Below are 19,511 nucleotides of genomic sequence, written 5' to 3'. Positions count from 1 at the left end.
CTCTGCGATAAGCCATGGGGAGCTGAGAATAAGCTTTGATCCATGGATCTCCGAATGGGGCAACCCACCTGAATGTTGGTTATTGTCTACCGCGAGGTAGTCAATAATCGGCATAACCAGGTACTTATCACCTGAATACATAGGGTTTTAAGAGCGAACCCGGGGAACTGAAACATCTAAGTACCCGGAGGAAAGGATATCAATAGATACTCCCCCAGTAGCGGCGAGCGAACGGGGACCAGCCGAGCCATGAGAATGACCAGAATGATCTGGAAAGATCAGCCAGAGCGGGTGACAGCCCCGTATGGGAAGTTCGATTGGACGTATCAAGTAGGGCGGGACACGTGAAATCCTGTCTGAAGATCGGGGGACCACCCCCGAAGGCTAAGTACTCCTTGCTGACCGATAGCGAACCAGTACCGTGAGGGAAAGGTGAAAAGCACCCCGACGAGGGGAGTGAAACAGTTTCTGAAACCGGACGCCTACAAGCAGTCGGAGGGGCCTTGCGCCCTGACGGCGTACCTTTTGTATAATGGGTCAACGACTTGGTCTGTCTGGCAAGCTTAAGCCGGTAGGTGTAGGCGCAGCGAAAGCGAGTGTTAAATGCGCGACATAGTCAGACGGATCAGACCCGAAACCAGATGATCTAGCCATGTGCAGGATGAAGGTTGGGTAACACCAACTGGAGGTCCGAACCCACACCTGTTGAAAAAGGTCGGGATGACGTGTGGCTAGGGGTGAAAGGCCAATCAAATCTGGAGATAGCTGGTTCTCCGCGAAAGCTATTTAGGTAGCGCCTCGGACGTATCCTCTCGGGGGTAGAGCACTGCATGGATGATGGGGGCCCACAGCCTTACTGAGTCTAAGCAAACTCCGAATACCGAGAAGGACTATCCGGGAGACACACGGCGGGTGCTAACGTCCGTCGTGGAGAGGGAAACAACCCTGACCAACAGCTAAGGCCCCCAATTCGTGGCTAAGTGGGAAAGCATGTGAGACTTCCAAAACAACCAGGAGGTTGGCTTAGAAGCAGCCATCCTTTAAAGATAGCGTAACAGCTCACTGGTCTAATCAAGAGGTCTTGCGGCGAAGATGTAACGGGGCTCAAGCCACGAGCCGAAGCTTTGGGTGTGCACTTTGTGCACGCGGTAGCGGAGCGTTCTGTGATATAGAACGCTGCCTCTTCTGATCCTTACCCGGGTCAGCGGAGGCATTGTTCTGACTGTGAAGCCGGGCCGTAAGGCATCCGGTGGAGTGATCAGAAGTGAGAATGTTGACATGAGTAGCGACAAACAGGGTGAGAGACCCTGTCGCCGAAAGTCCAAGGGTTCCTGCTTAAAGCTAATCTGAGCAGGGTAAGCCGGCCCCTAAGGCGAGGCCGAAAGGCGTAGTCGATGGGAACCAGGTTAATATTCCTGGGCCAGGAGATGGTGACGGATTGCGACGGTTGTTCTTCCTTACTGGATTGGAAGGGCCGCTTAGCAGTTCCTGGAAATAGCCCTCCATGAGACCGTACCCGAAACCGACACAGGTGGACTGGTAGAGAATACCAAGGCGCTTGAGAGAACCACATTTAAGGAACTCGGCAAAATACCTCCGTAAGTTCGCGAGAAGGAGGCCCGGTTTGCAGGCAACTGTGGGCCGGGGGCACAAACCAGGGGGTGGCGACTGTTTACTAAAAACACAGGGCTCTGCGAAGCCGCAAGGCGACGTATAGGGTCTGACGCCTGCCCGGTGCCGGAAGGTTAAGAGGAGAAGTGCAAGCTTTGAATCGAAGCCCCGGTAAACGGCGGCCGTAACTATAACGGTCCTAAGGTAGCGAAATTCCTTGTCGGGTAAGTTCCGACCTGCACGAATGGCGTAACGACTTCCCCGCTGTCTCAAATGTGGACTCAGCGAAATTGAATTGTCTGTGAAGATGCAGACTTCCCGCGGTTAGACGGAAAGACCCCATGCACCTTTACTATAGCTTCGCACTGGCATCAGGACTGCGATGTGCAGGATAGGCGGTAGGCTTTGAACCAGGGACGCCAGTCTCTGGGGAGCCATCCTTGAGATACCGCCCTTCGCACTCTTGATGTCTAACCGCGGCCCGTTATCCGGGTCCGGGACCCTGCGTGGTGGGTAGTTTGACTGGGGCGGTCGCCTCCCAAAGAGTAACGGAGGCGCGCGAAGGTTGGCTCAGAGCGGTCGGAAATCGCTCGTTGAGTGCAATGGCAGAAGCCAGCCTGACTGCAAGACTGACAAGTCGAGCAGAGTCGAAAGACGGCCATAGTGATCCGGTGGTCCCGAGTGGAAGGGCCATCGCTCAACGGATAAAAGGTACGCTGGGGATAACAGGCTGATGATGCCCAAGAGTCCATATCGACGGCATCGTTTGGCACCTCGATGTCGGCTCATCTCATCCTGGGGCTGGAGCAGGTCCCAAGGGTATGGCTGTTCGCCATTTAAAGAGGTACGTGAGCTGGGTTTAGAACGTCGTGAGACAGTTCGGTCCCTATCTGCCGTGGGTGTAGGATACTTGAGAGGAGTTGCCCCTAGTACGAGAGGACCGGGGTGAACGTTCCACTGGTGGACCAGTTGTCGTGCCAACGGCAGTGCTGGGTAGCTATGAACGGACAGGATAAACGCTGAAGGCATCTAAGCGTGAAGCCCCCCTCAAAACCAGGTATCCCTTGAGAGCCGTGGAAGACCACCACGTCGATAGGCCGGAGATGTAAGCACAGCAATGTGTTCAGTTGACCGGTACTAATGGCTCGATAGGCTTGATTTGATCCGGAAGTGGCCAGATCGCAAGATCTCCACTTCAAAAGCATCCTTGGACAACTTCCCGTCAAAAAGACGGAACGCTGAGCGTTTCTTCTCCGATCTGGTGGACATAGCACGAGCAAAACACCCGATCCCATCCCGAACTCGGCCGTTAAGTGCCGTCGCGCCAATGGTACTGCGTCTCAAGACGTGGGAGAGTAGGTCACCGCCAGATCTGAAAAGAAACGCAAATCTCTCTAAACGATGAACAACACGCACCAATCAAAACCAGATCGGTGCAGCGCACCAGGCGCAAGCGTCGCGGGGTAGAGCAGCCCGGTAGCTCGTCAGGCTCATAACCTGAAGGTCGTAGGTTCAAATCCTACCCCCGCAACCAAAAAAACCCAAACAGTACACAATGTTACGCCAAGACCGGCCGTGGGGTATTCCCATACCGAGCCCGCGACTCAACACTGACTCAACAAAATCAGGCTCGCTGGGGAAGCGGAACCATCATCTATACTCAGTCCGCCCGATGGCGCAGGTAGGGCTCGCCAAGCACGGAACGGCTGACAACCGATAACTCGAAGCGATAGCGAACCCCTTGGTCGCTCCAGTCGTCAGGCAAGTCGCTGCTCGCGACGACATACCCGGCCGGATCGATCCAATCGATCCCGTCGCGTGCCAACAGCGGCAAAACGCTCATGGAACGGTGCAGATAGTCGGATGCGGAAGTAGAATTTTCTAGGCAGGATGAACGAGGAGATTCCGATGAAAAAGACACGATTTACCGAAGCCCAGATCATGGGGGCGCTGCGCCAGATGGAGGGCGGTGTTCCTGCTGCCGAGCTGTGCCGCGAGCACGGGATGAGCAGCGCCACGCTTTACAAATGGCGGGCGAAGTATGGCGGCATGGATGCAAGCCTCATCAGTGAGATGAAAGCGATGGCCGAGGAGAACCGCCGCCTGAAGCGCATGTACGCCGATGTCAGCATGCAGAATGAGCTGCTGAAGGAAACGCTCGGAAAAAATGATCCGGCCAGCTCAACGCCGAGAGCTGGCCGTGAAAGCGGTGGCGATGAAGGGCGTCAGTATCGCGCTGGCATGCCGGGCATTCGACGTCAGCGAGACGTGCTACAGATACAGCCTGAAGCTCGATGATGAGAACGAACATATTGCCGACCTACTGCTCGGGCTGACGACGGCAAAGAAGACCTGGGGCTTTGGTCTGTGCTTCCTGTTCATGCGCAACGTCCAGGGGCACGGATGGAACCACAAGCGGGTCTACCGGATCTACCGCGAGCTGGAGCTGAATCTGCGTGTCAAGCCGCGCAAGCGGCTGAAGCGGGACAAGCCTGACGCACTGGCGGTTCCAAAGGCTGCGAATGAGGTCTGGTCCATGGACTTCATGGCCGATCGCCTTGGGGACGGTCGCCAGTTCCGGTTGCTGAACGTCCTGGACGACTTCAACCGCGAGGGCCTTGGTATCGAGGTCGACTTCTCGCTGCCTGCCGAGCGGGTCGTCCGGGCGCTGAACCAGATCATCGAATGGCGAGGCGCGCCAAAGACGATCAGGGTAGACAATGGCCCGGAATACATTAGCGGCACCCTCATGGAGTGGGCTGAGCACCGGGGCATCACCTTGGCCCACATCCAGCCCGGGAAACCGCAGCAGAACGCCTACGTCGAGCGCTACAACCGAACGGTCGGCACGAATGGCTGGACCTCCACATCTTCGAAACCATCGACCAGGTGCAGCAGATTGCCATCGAGTGGCTCTGGTCCTACAACAACGAGCGCCCCAACATGGGCATTGGCGGGATGACCCCCCGCACAGAAACTGAGAATGGCCGCGTGAACTCTACGACCAAGTCCCCGTAAAAGCGGGGGGATTACCCCTCTTTCCAATAGATGCCCCTCATCAGCTGGTCGGTCTCGATGTGCGACGCGATCTCTTCTCGCAGCTGGCCGGTAAGTCGGGATGTGAGCGAGGCTTTGAACAGTAAGGGTAAATGATCGGCAAGATCCGGTTCGGAACAACCAGTCTTTCGCACGGGGTGACAAGCCCGGAAATATGTCATGGTACCGAACCGCGTATCTCCCATACCGGCCAGCGGCATCCTGAAAGCCGCATCAAAAGGCCTGACAGATGACCGCACCCGGTCGCAGCCCAAAAAATTCAAATTCCGCTTGCAAACACGGGGGCATCCACAGATGCGAAAGAATTCGTACGTTATGGCCGCTCCGGCCGTGTCGTCCGCCAAGCGCCTCTTCCCGGCTTCGTAGAACTCCTTACCGGTCGTAATACAGGCTCTGCACAATGCCCTCGCGACGATACAGCTCGGCAATGCTATCCTCGACCGTCAGGCCGTCCAGAATAATCTTGATCTTCTCCGCGGTCGAATACTGCTTGCGGATGGCCCTGTGGATGCCCCTAACGTTCTCTCCGCGACTCTGCTTGGTTCCGGGGTTCTGCTTAGTCTCCATTCCTTGGTGATCACCATGTGCCAGAAAATCCCTCTTTCCAAAGCACCCGAAACTGTCGCATTGCCGCTTATGTCAGATATTAGAGCTCTGCCGGTGCGGATAACGCCGGGCCGGCATTTGCGTCACTTCGTGGCCTTGGAGAACTTGAGGTAGACGGCCGCGACCCCGATGCCAGCAAGCGCGAGACCGACCACCGTCATCGTCACATGGCCGGTGAAGGGTACAAGGCTAGCTGGAATGGTGATCGCGGCCCCGCCCGCAACCACTAGGCCGCGTGCCAGAAATCCGACAGCGCCGTCTCCGAGAGAACCGAAACCCGCCAGATAGCCTTGGATGCCGCTTGCGATCAGCCACACACCCGCGACTGCAAGAGCCACCAGAACTACGACTTCCTGTAGTTCGCCGCGCCAGATCAGTGCCGGTTCGAGCACGAAGAGGAAGGGCAGAACATAGATAATCACGCCGACCCGCATCGCGGTGACACCGGCCAGCATGGGGGATACGCCGGCGAGCGGTGCCGCCGCAAATGCGCCTAGGGCGACGGGCGGCGTTATATAGGATACCATGCCCCAGTACATGATGAAGAGATGAACCGCGATCGGATCAAGACCGGCCGCAATCAGGGCCGGGGCAAGCACCACAGCAAGGAAGATGTAGCAGCTTGTGACGGTCATTCCCATTCCGAAGATGAAACTCGTGATGGCACCCATGACAAGAAGGGTCAGCGTCCCTCCCCCCGCGATGTACACGAGATCGTTCGCAAGCGTTCCGGATAGCCCCGTTGCGGAGAAGGCGCCGACGATGAGGCCGACCCCGATCAGAAGGGCGGCCATCTCGGCCAGCGCGATGCCGGCATGAAAAAGGAGATCTCGCAAGCCTTCGACACTGAGCCGAGTGCGTGGGAAAAGTTGATTTACGACCAGGAGCAGTAATGTCGCGATGAACGGCGCGATGCGTTCCTGCCGCAACGCAACCAGCATCCAGATCAACACAGCGAAAACGATAATGAACTGCCAGCCGAGACGTAAGGTCGCGCCGATCGCCGGCAGTTCTGCGCGCGGCAAACCCCGAAGCCCACGCCGCGCCGCATAACTATCAATCTGGATGATAAGACCGAAATAGTAGAGTGCCGATGGCACGATCGCGGCGATCACAATCTCGGAATAGCCGACGCCGAGAAACGATGCCATGACGAAGGCAACGGCGCCCATGATCGGCGGCATCATCACCCCGCCGGTGGAGGCACAGGCTTCGACGGCAGCCGCTTGGGCCGGGCTGAAGCCGGTTCGCTTCATCGCAGGAATAGAGACCGAGCCGGTCGTCATCACGTTCGAGATGACCGAGCCGCTCATCGAACCCATCAGGCCACTGCCGATGCTGGCAACCTTTGCGGCGCCGCCCCGATAGCCGCCGACAAGCGCAAAGGCGAGGTTATTGAAGAATTCGCCGCCGCCTGTGAACTGCAAGGCTGCGCCAAAAAGCACAAAGCCAAGAACAAGCGTGCCGAATGCTTCCATCGGGATACCGAAGCTGCTTTCGCTCGACAGGATATGAAACGGGATCACGGCTTCGAACGGTTGAGAAAAGCCTGAAATCGGCCCGGGCATTGACCCTGCGATGATCGGGTAGAGCGAAAAGCACAGGATGATGGCCGCCATCACAAGTCCTGCAACCCGTCGTGTCGCCTCGATGATCAATGCCCAAAGGACAAAGCTCAGGAGGACGGCGAATTGCGGTGCGGAATATTCCCATCCCTCGGTGACGCTGGTCTCGCCGGTCCAGCCGAACCAGAGGCAGGCCCCAAGTGCGAGCATGGCGAGCAACACATCTTGGGCGGGCAGCCGCGCCTGCTGGGTGCGAATGGCAGGATAGGCAAGGAAGACGACTGCGAGAAAGATCCCGCCGATCAAGTACAGATAGCTGTTCTGCAGGATCGTGACATCCACGAAGAAACGCAGGTTGAAGATCTGATTGACGGCCAGAATGATCGCAACAACCGTAAGGACGGCTGTTGCATTCATTACGAAAGGGCCTTGCCGAAGCCGAGGGGCTACGGTTTCGACCTCTGCTGCGGCTTCGGAAGCGGCCGCCCTGTCGGCTGCGCCGTTGTTGGAGAGCGACATGTCCGATATTCGGCCCCTGTTCACTCGGAACCCGGCATCGGGATGTCGGCACGCGCGGTCGCCCAAGCCTCCACCAGAGCGCCACCGGACAGATCCTGCGCCATCAGCCCTTCCCAAGCTTCAGCAAGTCGGTCCTGACGCTCGACAAGCGCATCGTTGTGCGCTTGGGCCTCCGGCGACCAGACACCCTGCGCTTCCAGAACCGGGATGGCGCCTTCATGGAAGGGAACGATCCAGTCAAGGATCTGGTTTTCCAGAGCCCATCCGTCTGCGCCAGGAGAAGCATCGCTATACGTCGGATAGAGGTCGACCATGGCGCGGGTCATCGCCTCGACCAGTGCCGGATCCTGCTGTGCATAGGCAATCAAGATGGGATACGGATAATTCGTTCCCTGCTGGGGATTGTCTTCAGAGATACCGGCCCCGATCGTTGCTTGATGGGGCACGATATGCGGGGCGACCGACTGAAGCCGCTTCCAGCCTTCAGTATCATCTGGCGGAAGGGTCAACCAGCGGATGCCGCGCGGCGAGCTCTCCAACTGGAAGGCCGAACTGATGGTGGTCGCACCCCAGGCCGCGTCCACCTGGCCATTTAGCATGCCCTCCCATGACGCAGAATATCCGGGGAAGTCCACCCGTTCGACATCGTCCCAAGAGAGCCCCGCAAAGGCCAGGACTGCCTCGATGCCATTATTGATGGCGGGCGAACCGACAACCGCAGCGACACGCCGTCCCTCAAGATCTGCCACCGTCTCGATGCCGCTCTCGGCCGTCGCAGCAACACCTTGGTTATGGGCAGGGTTCGATGTCAGAAGCACTCGAACCCTTTGCGGTCCCCATTCCGGATCGTTGAATTCTTCGATCCCCTCCTGTGCGTAGAAGGTGGCGATGCCTGCGGCCGAGAACATAACGCGCCCATCCCGCAGCGGAACCATGCGCGACACGTCGTTCTTGCCGGGCAGGATACGAAGGGTTTTATCCAGTTCGTTCTGCAAAGCCGATCCGATGGCCACCGCCTGTGCGTTGCCAGTCGAACCGGTGCCATAAGCGCTCCATGTGACGACGTCCGGCAGTTCAATGGTGTCCTGTGCGTAGCTGGCTGCCGATCCAACGATCAGGAAAGCCGCGAAGAACCCGGTTATTCGATACATTATTATCCTCCCATTGCGGTGCGGAGCTGGCTCCGTCTCAGGCTCGCTGCAACCTCTTGCGAAAACCAATTATTCTACGCATACTTATTGGTATGCTGAAGATAAGATATGCTGCGCTATCAAGCCCAATCCTTTCATATTAACATACCAGCTACATTGAGTATAGAATACTGATTGGTATGTTTCGATGACTGCTTATTCCTTTTCCGAGTGGCCGTGACGGAGCGCAGCGCGGCACAGCCCACGGCAGTCAGACGGTCGCGATGGGGTTTACGGGCGATCCGACAGAGCCGGGCAGGCGAAGCGGTGGTGCGGTCAGAAAGAAGGCCGAGCGATTGTGTTCGCGCAGCCATGCAGTAAGCTCAGCAAAATACCAGAGCTCGCCAAGGTGAATCCCAAGCTTGAAGAGACAATGATTGTGCAACGGCAACGCGGCGAACTTGTCTGCCGTTGTCTCCCGCGCTGGATAGGCCTCGACCGCGAAATTGTCGGCGCAAATGGCAACGATGCCGCTGTCGGTAATCCAGTCAAGAAGCTTTTCATCGCGACCGTCTAGGACCGCACAGGATGACGCCAGCACAGTGGCGTCTGGTTCTTTATCCATTGAGAGAACCAGTTGGGCAAACCCCGTATTCAGGCAAAGAAAGTCCCCATTCTCGACGCTGACATCGAGCTCGTCGATCGCTTCCACGAGCCCGTCATATCCGATCAGCACACGATCCTGGCCATGACGTTTTTCTAGATCGACGAGTACACCTCTGCCTTGAACGCCGGCAACGGCAAGCTTGTCTATGCCTAGAGCTGCGGCCCCGCGCGGCCCTTCGTCATCGGGGCCGATGATGTCTTTGCCCGCCCGGTAGCCGTTATAGTAGACCTTCTCAGGCTTCCCATCACCATCGGCATCAAACATCTGACCGACATGCGCAAGCGCGTCCCATTGCGTTGAATACTGCGTGTATAGCGTCACCGCATCGTCGCTGATGACATCGCAACAGGAGGGTGCCACTTCGCTCATCTGGAAATTGAAGTTGTGGCCGCTGCCGCGTTCCTCGTAGTGGAAGACCGGCTCTTTGCGCAACGGAAAAAGAACATTACCCCCTGGATAATCCAGCGGAAGCGAAAGGCTGAAACTGAGACCTTCGCGGATCTCGCGCGCACCGCGCAGCCTCGCCTCCGGTGTTATCAGGTTCATACGTCCGACCTGGTCATCCGCTCCGAAATCACCCCAATTCGACCCATCGGGCCGGTTTACCCAGCGCTGTGTTGTCATGACATCCTCCTCAATTCGTTCATCTGCTGGCGATCCGGCAGGATGCGTCGTTCCTGCAGCCGCTGGATCAGTTCGGTGAACATTGTCTCTGTGTCGATACAGTCTGAGAAGCCAGCTTCTCTCAGCTTCAAAGTCGATACGATCACCGGAGGCGGCGCACGCGTCGCGGCAGTCGCCATGACGAAATCGGCATAGTGGTGGGAACGCCCCATGAGCTCGCCGAGGCCGCGGCAAGCAAGGCCGAAGCGGCGCGCGATCGCGGCCCATTCACCGGCCCGCTTCGGCATGGTCTGTGAAAGCCGTTGCGGCCGCTCGTCTCCCGCTCGGAGCCCGAACGCCTTTGCCAGGGTCGGCCAAACATTCCGCCAGACGAACACGTCGCCATTGGTGATGTTGAAAATTTCGTCGCGCGCTGAAGGAGACATTGCCGCCCAGTACAGGGCATTTGCGATCAGCCGGGCATCCACCGCTTCAAGCACATAATCCGGTCCGCCGGGATAGCCGAAATCGCGTCCCGCCGCCGCCTCCATAGCTGCAAGGGCACCAAGAACGGGCAAGGCATTCATGGCGGCGCCACATACATCGCCAAATACGACCTGGGGTCTCCAGATCGTCCATGCGAAGTTGGACACGCCGCCAGCCTTCCTGATGAAATCTTCCTGTAGCCAGTAGAAGTTTCGATGCTGATGTCTGGGCCAGCTTTCCCGAGCGGGAACCGGAAAAGGGCGAATATGGACGCCATAGGCCTTCGTCCCCTGAAAGAGAGAAACGTGGCGCATATTGCCGCCCGTGGTAAGGGGACCGACCACATTGCGGAGCATGGTGAGATTGATCTCCATCTGCCGCTCCGATCTCCAGCCCGACACGAGATCGTCTTCCTCGAAGACTGCCGCATAGACGAGATGCGTTACCGTTTCGAGATGGGGCACCGCGGCACAGGCGGTGGCGTCTAACAGGTTGACGGGATGATATCGCACCTTGGCACCAAGCCCGGGGTTGCGGCGGGACAATGCGGTGACTGTCCAGCCGCGGGCCGCAAAACATTCCGCCGCTGCTCGGCCGATAACGCCGGATGCGCCGGCGATAAGCACATGACCCGAACCGACCATCTCAAGCGCGCTGGCTAAACCGGCGTCCGACCAGTCCAGCGGCGATGTTCACTTTCTGGATGTCGATCGCACCACCTGCGATGCCCCAGCCAAAGCTGTCACGGACCCGGCGTTCCATGCCGTATTCGCGAGCATAGCCGTAGCCTCCCATCAGCTGCATCCCCATAGCCGTCACTTCGCGTGTCATCTCATTCGCAAGACACTTCGCCATGGCGGCCTGCTGGCTGTCGGGCAGACCGGTCCCGGCGCCGGCTGCGGCCCGATGGATCATCAACCGGCAGGACTCGACGCGCATCGCCATTTCGGCAAGACGCAGCTGAACAGCCTGAAAATCAACGATCGGCTTGCCGAACTGGCTCCGGTCCTGCACGTAGGCAAGGACCTGATCAAGCGCACCCGCCGCCACGCCAAGCGCCATTGTGGCATTGCCGAGACGCTCGATGTTGAAAAGCCCCATCAGCTTTGAAAAGCCTCCGGCCTCAACAATAAGGTGTTCGCGCGGAACGCGAACCTTATCAAAGTTCATATCGGCAGAGGGGACGCCGCGAAAGCCCATAAGCTCTTCCTGGGGACCAAAGGTAAGACCTTCGGTATCACGATCGACGAAGACTGCTCCGATTCCCTTGGCGCCCGGTGTGTCGTCGAAGCGGCAGAACACAACGTACCCTTGGCTGTGACCCGCGCCAGAGCACCACCGCTTAGTGCCGTCTATGACGATCTCCTCGCCGTCGATCACGGCCTTTGTGCGCAGGTCGGTAAGTGCGGTCCCCGCGTCCGGTTCGGACATACAGATCGCGACGAGCATCCGACCCGCGACCGCGTCCGGCACGACACGCGCGGCCAAGTTCGGATGCCCAAGCGCCTCGACGATGCGGACGGGTCCTGCGCAGCATTCGAAGACTGGAAAGCCGACACCGACCGAAATCTTCGCGAACTCCTCCATTGCAATGAAGGCATCCAGATGCGGCAGGCCCAGCCCCCCATGCTCCTCCCTCGAATTGATGCCGAGGAAGCCCAGTTCGGCATATTTTTTCAGCCAGTCCTTACCGACAGGCTCACCCGACTCGCCAATCTGCCGGGCCAGTTGCGGCAGTTCCGATTGCGCAAAGCGGCGCGCCGTCTCCTGCAATGCGCGTTGATCGTCCGTGAAGTCGAAGTTCATGTCATTCTCCAGGAATGTATTCAAAGCGGCCGTTGGCCAATACGGAGGCATCCCGTGCGGGCACGCGAGCGCTGAAAGCCGCCGATCCGGGCTCGAGTCGCCAGTAATCGAAGACGATCGCCTCTCCCGGATAAACGGGCGCGGAGAAGCGGGCTCGAATCAGGCGGACACGGAGAGGATCGTTGCCGGCAAGCTCGCGCATCAGGGCACGGCAGGCTATTCCGAAAGTTGATAGCCCGTGCAGGATCGGCCTGTCGTAGCCGACCTTTCGCGCGACTTCCGGATCGGAATGCAGCGGATTGAAGTCGCCCGAAAGACGGTAGATCAAAGCAAGCTGGTTCTGCGTTTTGATCTCGACCGAACCATCCGGATCGCCGTCGGGTATCACCTGAACAGACCGTTCACGTCCTGCCGAACCGCCGAAACCGCCGGCACCGCGGCAGAAGATCGTATGACGGATCGTAGCGAGCATTTGGCCGGTCCGCGCATCTTTGAGTTCGCGCGCTGTCACGATCAGCGCACCACGCCCTTCACCCTTGTCGATCAGTTCCTCGATGACCGTCTTGCCAGTCGCCGAACTCTCAAGCGGCAGAGGCGCGTGCAGAACCATCTCCTGCTCGCCATGCACGACCCTCGAATAATCTATCCCAGCTTCCGGATCGCGCAGCCAGCTTCCGTCATAGCAGAGGACATTCGCCATGGCCGGCATAACGTCCATGCCCTTCGTTCTGTCCAGAAAACGCAGCTGTTCGGAATCTGTCGGATCATCACCGTAGCCGAGGCCGAGCGCATATAAAGCTGCGTCCTTCGCCGTCCATTTCTGGATGATCTCTGGCCTTTTCAACGATGCCAGATAGACTGCATTAAGTGCCATCAGACCGGATCCCACGAAATGACATCGGCCGAACGCTCAAGCGGCGTAAAATGCGGTCCGAATGCATCGGGCAGTGTGTCGGCTATCGATTCAGCCGTCCAACCCTCACCGCGATGCAGGCTGCGGACCGGACGCGGCTGGTTGAACAGATAGATTTCGTTGTTACGCACTGAGAATATCTGTCCCGAGATGCCCGTCGCACGATCAGAGCCGAGAAATGCGACGAGCGGTGCGATCTTTTCAGGCGTCATACGTTTCAACTTCGCCACGCGGATCTTGTCCGCCTCGGTTTCAGTCGGGATCGACGACACCATCCGGCTCCAGGCGAAAGGCGCAATGCAGTTGGAGCGGACACCATAGCGCTGCATATCCATCGCTATCGCCCGCGAAAGTCCGACGATACCCAGCTTCGCCGACATGTAGTTGGCCTGACCGAAATTTCCGATCAGGCCGGCCGTCGAGGTCATGTGCACAAACGAGCCCGTTTCCTGCGTTCGGAAATATGTTGCGGCCGCGCGTGAGATATTGAAACTACCGAAAAGATGCACACGCAGAGGTAGTGCCCCGGGGGATGGTGTAAGAGCGCCGACCTTCGGAGAGGTCCAAAGCTGATCAGGTCGCCACGGCGGACAGCCTGATGTCGGGATTGTCGGTGACGCGCGCGAGGCTTTCAAGAGACATATATCTCCGCGCAACCGTCCATTCGTCATTGGTTTCAAGCATCAGCGCGCCGACGAGCCGGATGATTGCCTCGTCGTTCGGGAAGATGCCGATGACGTCAGACCTGCGCTTGATCTCCCGGTTCACCCGCTCCAGTGGATTTGTCGACGCGATCTGAGCCCAGTGCTCGCGGGGAAAATCCATGTAGGCGAGCACGTCGTCGCGCGAGACGTCCATGAGGGTGCCGAGCCTCGCCTGCTTCTCGCGCAGTGCGTCCGCGACGACCTCCCATTGGGCTTCGGCATCCGCCTTGTTTTCCTGGGCGAAGATCGTCTTCAGCATGGCTGCCACAGCCGTGCGCTGCTTGGTCGGAGCATGGGCGAGCGCGTTGCGCATCCAGTGAACGCGACAGCGCTGGTGCGTTGCATCGAACACTCGCCGCGCAGCAGCCCGCAGCCCCTTGTGGTCATCGGCTACGACCAGCTTCACACCGCGCAGGCCACGGTCTGCGAGAGAGCGCAGGAAGTCGGTCCAGAACGTTTCTGCTTCGGAAGGACCGGTGGCGACGCCGAGAACCTCGCGCTTGCCGTCCTCGTTGACCGCGACGGCGATTATCACAGCGCGGCTGACGATCCGTCCGCCCTCACGCACCTTCACGTAGGTCGCGTCGAGCCAGAGATACGGCCAGGCTCCTTCCAGCGGGCGAGAGAGGAAGGCGTTCACCCGCTCGTCGATTTCGACGCAGAGGCGACTGACCTGGCTCTTCGACATGCCGCCCGCGCCCATGGCCTTCACCAGATCGTCCACGGAGCGCGTGGAAACACCTTGGACGTAGGCCTCCTGAATCACCGCCACGAGCGCCTTCTCGGCTGTGCGGCGCGGCTCCAGGAAGCTGGGCAGGTAGCTCCCTTTTCTCAGTTTCGGGATCTCCAGCGCGATCCGCCCGGCACGGGTGTCCCAGTCCCGGTCCCGGTAGCCGTTCCGCTGAACCTCCCGCAGGGGCGAACGTGCGCCCTTCGCGGCGCCGGTTCGCTCTTCTACCTCCGCTTCCATGATCCGCTCGGCCGCGAAGGCCAGCATCTCGCGGACGAGGTCGCCGTCAGCCTGCTTCTCAACCAGCTCGATCAGCGTCATTCTGTCGTCGGTCATCGTCATCTCCGTTCTTGGTTCAAGGTCTCGCAACCCGAACCTGCCCGAAGATCGACGATGGCCGCCAGCGTCACACCCGGCCGCGCGCTGCGCTACGCCAGGGGCTCCGCGCGCGGCCTCCTACACCAACCGGTGGGGCACTACCCACGCAGAACGGTTTCGAACTGATTCGGCTGCATCTTGTGGAAGATCGCGTCGCGCAGGATGCCAGCATTGTTCACCACGAGATCAACCCGCCCATAGGTGTCCATCGCGGCTTGCACTATTCGCTCCGCGGCATCCCACTCGGTGACGCTCTCTGTATTTCCGATCGCTTGTCCGCCGGTCTCACGGATTCCCTTCGCGACTTCCTCCGCGGCGCCAGCATTGTCCTTTTCACCCGTGAGTGTGACGCCAATATCGTTCACGACGACGTTGGCGCCCTCTGCGGAAAGGCCTTCAGCGATCGCCTTACCGACCCCTTGCCCAGCGCCGGTCACGATGGCCGTCTTGCCTTCTAGAAGCTTGTTCACGTGCCTTCCTTTCAATGTCTACAGAGTCGCGGCATTTCCGAGAACGGCGGTCGCCTGGCTGCTTAGGACGCCGCCATTGGCATGGGCGACGCTGATTTCCGCACCGGTCACCTGTCGATCGCCCGCTTGTCCCCGAAGCTGCTCGACGGATTCGATCAGCGTGAAAAGCCCATACATGCCCGGGTGATTACAGCTGAGGCCTCCGCCATTAGTATTGACGGGAAGCGAACCGCCCGGGGCGATCGCGCCGGAAGCGGCAAGGCGTCCGGCCTCGCCCTTTTCGCAAAAGCCGAGGTCTTCAAGAAACAGCAATGTGCAGATCGTGAACGCGTCATAAACCATCACGTGATCGACGTCGGGTGGCGATACACCCGCTTCCGCCATGGCGTCCCGGCCAGAGCGTTCGGCCGCGGTGCGGGTCAGGTCCGGCATTGCCGCGATCTGTCGATGACTGACGGCAGCCCCCGTTCCGAGCAGCGGAACCAGCGGTTGTCTTAGATCTCGAGCGCGTTCGGTGGTGGTCAGAACGATCGCCCCGCCGCCATCGGTGACAAGGCAGCAGTCAGCCTTGGAAAGCGGATCGCTGACAAGTCGAGATGACAGCACATCTTCTATCGACAGATCGCCTCTGCTGAAGGCATCCGGATTGTGGTTCGCCCATTGCCGCGCAGCGACGGCGACAGATGCAAGATCTTCCCGCGTCGTGCCGTATTCGTGCATGTGACGCGCAGCAGCCAGTGCGTAGCTGGAAATCGGGTAGAGTGCCCTGTATGGCTCCTCGAAAGGCTGCGGATCCGGCATCGGCACCAGCTTGCCGCCAGCGCTGCGCTGATTTGAGCCGTAGCAGACAAGAGCGGTCGAGCATTGCCCAGCGGCAAGCGCCGAAATGGCAGAGCGCAGGTGGAACAGGAACGACGCACCGCCGACCATCGTGCCATCGGCATGGCGAAGGTTCCTCGCGATGCCAAGCCTCTCGGCCGCGTTCAGCACCGGCAGGCCAGAGACCGAAGAGGCGCAGTAGAGGCCATCCACATCTTGGAGTGACAGCCCGCAATCTTCGACAGCGAGGATTGCCGCTTCCTGCAACTGGTCAAAAGCGCTGAACTCCGGGGCGTCCCAGCGTTTTGTGTTCCCGATCCCAGCAATCGAGACGACCCCGCGCAAACGATTGCTCATGACCGCCCCCCGATCCGGTCGAAGACGACGATGGGCTGGTCACCCTCTTGCGTGATGCGCGCCACAACCGCTTCGCCAATCGCGACACCTGCGGGATCACATTCCACGCGGGTCAGAATTCGCGGTCCATCGTCCAACTCGATGATCGATACGTTGTAGGCCCTGTCTCGCTTGCGGACGGTTGTCGTGGAATAGACCGTGCCGTGACCGGATGCATCGATGAACGAAAGCGTGACGCTTCCACACTCGCCGCAGACGAGTTGCGGCGGAAACTGACAGTGATTGCACGCGCCGCATGCCTGCAGGGTGAAGCGTCCCTGGCCGAGGGCGTCACGCCAACGTGCCTCCGGGCCCGCCCCATCAAAGCGTGGATCGGTGCTCATCGCTATGCTCTTCCTTGTTATGGCTCTGCCGCGTCGCAGCAGCTGCAAAGTCGAGAGCCTCACTGAAGGGCAGCTCGCGGATCGCTCGCCAGACCTGCCTCTCGCCTTTGATTTCGGGCCCCGTGGCGATGACCCCCTCGTCCCGAAGAACCGAAAGGTGATCTTTCGCACGCGCCAATCGGCGCGCTGCAAGGGATCCAAGACGCGCCGACGCTACGACGGCGATAAGCGGGTGAAACCCGGCTGCACTGGCCGAGCCTTCTTCCACAGCGCTCCGATCAGCGAGGAGGAGAAGAAGGATGCCGCGCATCCCCACCTTGCCGGAAATCCGAACGCTGACGGGAATTCTGGCATCGTCCAACGCCCTGATCCATCCAACTGCGTCGGGGCCAACACCCTCGCTAGCCAGCCCCACGACCTCAAGCCCGTCTTCCGAACGCAGATTGCGCGCCAGAACTTTCGCCAAGTCTCTGTCGTCCTGCCCGTCCAACCGGATCGTCTTCATTGTCATCGACCCTCGAATACTGGTGGACGCTTTTGCTGGAACGCGGCGATACCTTCCGCGGCATCCGAACTGGACAGAAGTCCCGCCATGACCGAGACTTCGTGATCCAAGGTTCCGGAAAGCGACATGTTCCAGCTTGCGCGCATGACGCGCTTTGCCGCAGGAAGCGCCAGAGGACCATTCTTCGCCAGCTCGGCGCCGAACTGGCAGGCTTCTTCGATTACGCCCCCGCACGGGACCACGCGGTCGACAAGCCCAGCTCTGCGGGCAGTAAAGGCGCCGATCGCAGCACCACCAAGCGCGGCCACAGACTGGACACCATCACCGGCGCGCCTTCGCCAGAGTTGCGTGCCCCCTGCCCCCGGAATGATCCCAAGACGGATTTCCGGCTGACCAAGGCGGGCCGTATCGGAAGCAATCACTACGTCGCAGGCGAGCGCGATCTCGCATCCCCCGCCGAGGCAAAACCCAGAAACCGCCGCAACAAGCGGCTTTTCTGTCCGGCGAATTTCTTTGAAGCATCGCGCGTTGACCGATCGCGCGTATCCTGCAGACGTCTGACCGGACAGCATATCGATATCCGCGCCCGCGGAGAAATCGCCCTCTCCACCTGTCAAGACGATTACCCGGACCGAATCGTCGCGGTCGGCCTCCGCCAAACTGTCGCGCAGACCTTCCAACACCGCCAGATTCAACGCGTTACGCACTTCAGGTCGCTGGATACGGATGACGACCACGTGCCCCCTGCGGTCGACACCGATCACTCCCGAATCTCGTGACTGCATCATGCGATTTCCTCCACCGATCACTCTTACATACTGATTGGTATGATTGCAACCAGTAACCGAATTAAGTCGGCACTTATGGACAAATCCATACCTTTATTAGCATCACAGAGCCCAGAGAGCGCGTAATAATAGGTTTATGAACAGTTGACGTATCGATCATACTGTGCAGTATGCTTCTTGTTGGGAGGACTTCATGAAGGCAAGAATCGTCGCATCGGTGCTGCTCGCCGCAGCCGTCGCCATTCCCGCCATGGCCTCCTCGCAAGAGGGCCCCGTGAAGGTAGGGGTAATCTTTCCGCAAAGCGGGGGGGCCGGCCCGCAGGGACGGCATGTCATTCAGGCCATTCAGGCAATGGCCGAAATCCTCAATGAGCAGGGCGGCGTTCTCGGGCGGCAGATCGAACTGATCAGCCGCGACGATGAGAGCACACCTGCGATCGGCGTCTCGCGGGCCAATGAACTGATCAGCGAAGGCGTCGAGGTTTTCATCGAAGGCTGGAACAGCCCGGTCACACTGGCCATGCAGCCGGTCATCGACCGGGCCGACATCATGGACATCACGGTTTTTTCAAGTGCCGACGGAATTCTGTCCGGTGAAGGCAATGCGCTTGCGGTTCGCCTGAACAGTTCAAACGCTCAGAATGGCGTCGTGACCGCCAATTACATCGCCGAGAACGGCTGGACCCGCGTGGCCTTCCTCACCGAGAATGACGCGTACGGCAATGGGGCGCAGCAGGCGATAGAGGATGCGTTCGCCGAGATGGACTATGAGTACCAGAAGGTAGCGGAAGAGAAATTCCCGTTCGAGCAATCCGATTTCCGCGTTCAGCTATCCAACGTCAAGGCTGCCAATCCGGACGTCACGGTGGCGATCAGCGCCAATGAAGGACTCGGCATGCCGGCGCTTATCAGACAGGCAAAACGCTCGCGCCTGCCGGGTCAGCTTGTTGCTGCGGTCGGTACGGTCGCGCCGAGCGTCATTGATGTCGCGGGCGACACCGCCGACGGGCTGGTCGGCGCTGATATCTACTTCCCGAATGTCGAGCCCTTCGCGTCGAACGAAGCTAATCAGCGCTTTGTCGCTAAGGTCGAGGGCGAGTTCGACTACACGCCCGACAAGTACATGGCACTCGGCGCTGTTGCGCTTCAGATCTGGTCTCAGGCGGTTAGCGATGTCGGATCCTTCGAAAAAGGCGCGGTAGGTGAGCGAATCAGGGGCGGCAGCTTCGAGAACACCATCCTTGGCGACATCACCTTTGAAGACAATGGTCAGATGATCAGCAATCACTTCACGTTCTCAGTCTCTGGGCAGACCATTGTGGTCGATGACGGGGACGAGACACCCGGGGAAAGCTCATCGGCGAAATAGTTCGACAGGCTGTCCACCGAACACAGAAACATACGCGTCCAACTG

Annotated in this window: 15 protein-coding genes, 1 tRNA gene, 2 rRNA genes and 2 pseudogenes (1 of these 20 only partly in view); 5 read left to right on the top strand and 15 right to left on the bottom strand. The window is 59.2% G+C overall.

All coding sequences use genetic code 11. From position 1 onward, the window contains the following. The 3 genes from PAF18_RS12155 to PAF18_RS12145 all read left to right on the top strand — a co-directional run. Positions 1-2,773: ribosomal RNA gene (locus PAF18_RS12155) — 23S ribosomal RNA — on the top strand; it begins 64 nt to the left of the window's first position. Between the two features lie 95 nt (positions 2,774-2,868). Continuing rightward, a 5S ribosomal RNA gene (rrf, locus tag PAF18_RS12150) occupies positions 2,869-2,983 on the top strand. A gap of 85 nt (positions 2,984-3,068) precedes the next feature. Continuing rightward, positions 3,069-3,145: transfer RNA gene (locus PAF18_RS12145), tRNA-Met, on the top strand. A 126-nt stretch (positions 3,146-3,271) separates the two neighbouring features. On the opposite strand, the gene PAF18_RS12140 is transcribed toward PAF18_RS12145, so the two are convergent. Further along, the gene (locus PAF18_RS12140) at positions 3,272-3,454 is read right to left on the bottom strand and encodes a hypothetical protein (protein WP_271115976.1); all 183 of its coding nucleotides are present in this window, start codon (positions 3,452-3,454) and stop codon (positions 3,272-3,274) included. 65 nt (positions 3,455-3,519) lie between these two features. Between PAF18_RS12140 and PAF18_RS12135 the strand changes: the two are divergent. Beyond that, positions 3,520-4,606, top strand: a pseudogene (locus tag PAF18_RS12135) (IS3 family transposase). Between the two features lie 367 nt (positions 4,607-4,973). Here PAF18_RS12135 and PAF18_RS12130 read toward each other — a convergent pair. The 14 genes and pseudogenes from PAF18_RS12130 to PAF18_RS12065 all read right to left on the bottom strand — a co-directional run. Continuing rightward, a pseudogene (locus PAF18_RS12130) lies at positions 4,974-5,235 on the bottom strand (IS3 family transposase); the annotation flags it as partial. Positions 5,236-5,357: 122 nt separating this feature from the next. Beyond that, positions 5,358-7,358 carry a TRAP transporter permease gene (locus tag PAF18_RS12125; RefSeq protein ID WP_271115975.1) on the bottom strand — a complete coding sequence of 667 codons (2,001 nt, stop codon included), beginning with the start codon at positions 7,356-7,358 and terminating at the stop codon, positions 5,358-5,360. 20 nt (positions 7,359-7,378) lie between these two features. Continuing rightward, complete coding sequence (locus PAF18_RS12120) at positions 7,379-8,509, bottom strand: TAXI family TRAP transporter solute-binding subunit (RefSeq protein WP_271115974.1); 1,131 nt, start codon at positions 8,507-8,509, stop codon at positions 7,379-7,381. Positions 8,510-8,759: 250 nt separating this feature from the next. After that, on the bottom strand, positions 8,760-9,779 hold the full coding sequence (locus PAF18_RS12115) for a cyclase family protein (RefSeq protein ID WP_271115973.1): 1,020 nt from the start codon (positions 9,777-9,779) through the stop codon (positions 8,760-8,762). Beyond that, positions 9,776-10,888 (bottom strand): NAD-dependent epimerase/dehydratase family protein, encoded by a 1,113-nt coding sequence (locus PAF18_RS12110; protein ID WP_271115972.1) that lies wholly within the window; start codon positions 10,886-10,888, stop codon positions 9,776-9,778. The genes PAF18_RS12115 and PAF18_RS12110 overlap by 4 nt, the downstream gene beginning before the upstream one ends. Before the next feature lies 1 nt (position 10,889). Beyond that, positions 10,890-12,050 (bottom strand): acyl-CoA dehydrogenase family protein, encoded by a 1,161-nt coding sequence (locus tag PAF18_RS12105; RefSeq protein ID WP_271115971.1) that lies wholly within the window; start codon positions 12,048-12,050, stop codon positions 10,890-10,892. Position 12,051: 1 nt separating this feature from the next. Next, positions 12,052-12,924, bottom strand: coding sequence for a MaoC family dehydratase (locus PAF18_RS12100; RefSeq protein ID WP_271115970.1), 873 nt, complete (start codon positions 12,922-12,924; stop codon positions 12,052-12,054). Further along, positions 12,924-13,634, bottom strand: a complete 711-nt coding sequence (locus tag PAF18_RS12095) for an SDR family oxidoreductase (RefSeq protein WP_271115969.1) — start codon at positions 13,632-13,634, stop codon at positions 12,924-12,926. Before PAF18_RS12095 ends, PAF18_RS12100 begins: the two co-directional genes overlap by 1 nt. After that, a complete protein-coding gene (locus tag PAF18_RS12090; RefSeq protein ID WP_271115968.1) occupies positions 13,537-14,733 on the bottom strand; it encodes an IS256 family transposase in 1,197 nt (398 codons plus the stop codon). Before PAF18_RS12090 ends, PAF18_RS12095 begins: the two co-directional genes overlap by 98 nt. A gap of 140 nt (positions 14,734-14,873) precedes the next feature. After that, positions 14,874-15,245: an SDR family NAD(P)-dependent oxidoreductase gene (locus tag PAF18_RS12085; RefSeq protein ID WP_271115967.1), complete on the bottom strand. Its 372-nt coding sequence runs from the start codon at positions 15,243-15,245 to the stop codon at positions 14,874-14,876. 18 nt (positions 15,246-15,263) lie between these two features. Continuing rightward, the gene (locus tag PAF18_RS12080; RefSeq protein ID WP_271115966.1) at positions 15,264-16,421 is read right to left on the bottom strand and encodes an acetyl-CoA acetyltransferase; all 1,158 of its coding nucleotides are present in this window, start codon (positions 16,419-16,421) and stop codon (positions 15,264-15,266) included. After that, the gene (locus tag PAF18_RS12075) at positions 16,418-16,804 is read right to left on the bottom strand and encodes a Zn-ribbon domain-containing OB-fold protein (protein ID WP_271115965.1); all 387 of its coding nucleotides are present in this window, start codon (positions 16,802-16,804) and stop codon (positions 16,418-16,420) included. The genes PAF18_RS12080 and PAF18_RS12075 overlap by 4 nt, the downstream gene beginning before the upstream one ends. After that, entirely contained in the window at positions 16,782-17,309 is a 528-nt protein-coding gene (locus tag PAF18_RS12070; protein WP_271115964.1) for a hypothetical protein, read from the bottom strand. The genes PAF18_RS12075 and PAF18_RS12070 overlap by 23 nt, the downstream gene beginning before the upstream one ends. Positions 17,310-17,311: 2 nt before the next feature. Next, a complete protein-coding gene (locus tag PAF18_RS12065; protein ID WP_271115963.1) occupies positions 17,312-18,097 on the bottom strand; it encodes an enoyl-CoA hydratase/isomerase family protein in 786 nt (261 codons plus the stop codon). A gap of 193 nt (positions 18,098-18,290) precedes the next feature. Between PAF18_RS12065 and PAF18_RS12060 the strand changes: the two genes are divergently transcribed. After that, positions 18,291-19,466 (top strand): ABC transporter substrate-binding protein, encoded by a 1,176-nt coding sequence (locus tag PAF18_RS12060; protein ID WP_271115962.1) that lies wholly within the window; start codon positions 18,291-18,293, stop codon positions 19,464-19,466. Positions 19,467-19,511: the final 45 nt, after the last annotated feature.

Origin of the sequence: Paracoccus sediminicola (assembly GCF_027912835.1) — a bacterium.
GTDB classification, from domain to species: Bacteria; Pseudomonadota; Alphaproteobacteria; order Rhodobacterales; family Rhodobacteraceae; genus Paracoccus; species Paracoccus sediminicola.
Note: the sequence above shows the minus strand (reverse complement) of the source record. Positions and strands in the feature narration are given on the sequence as shown.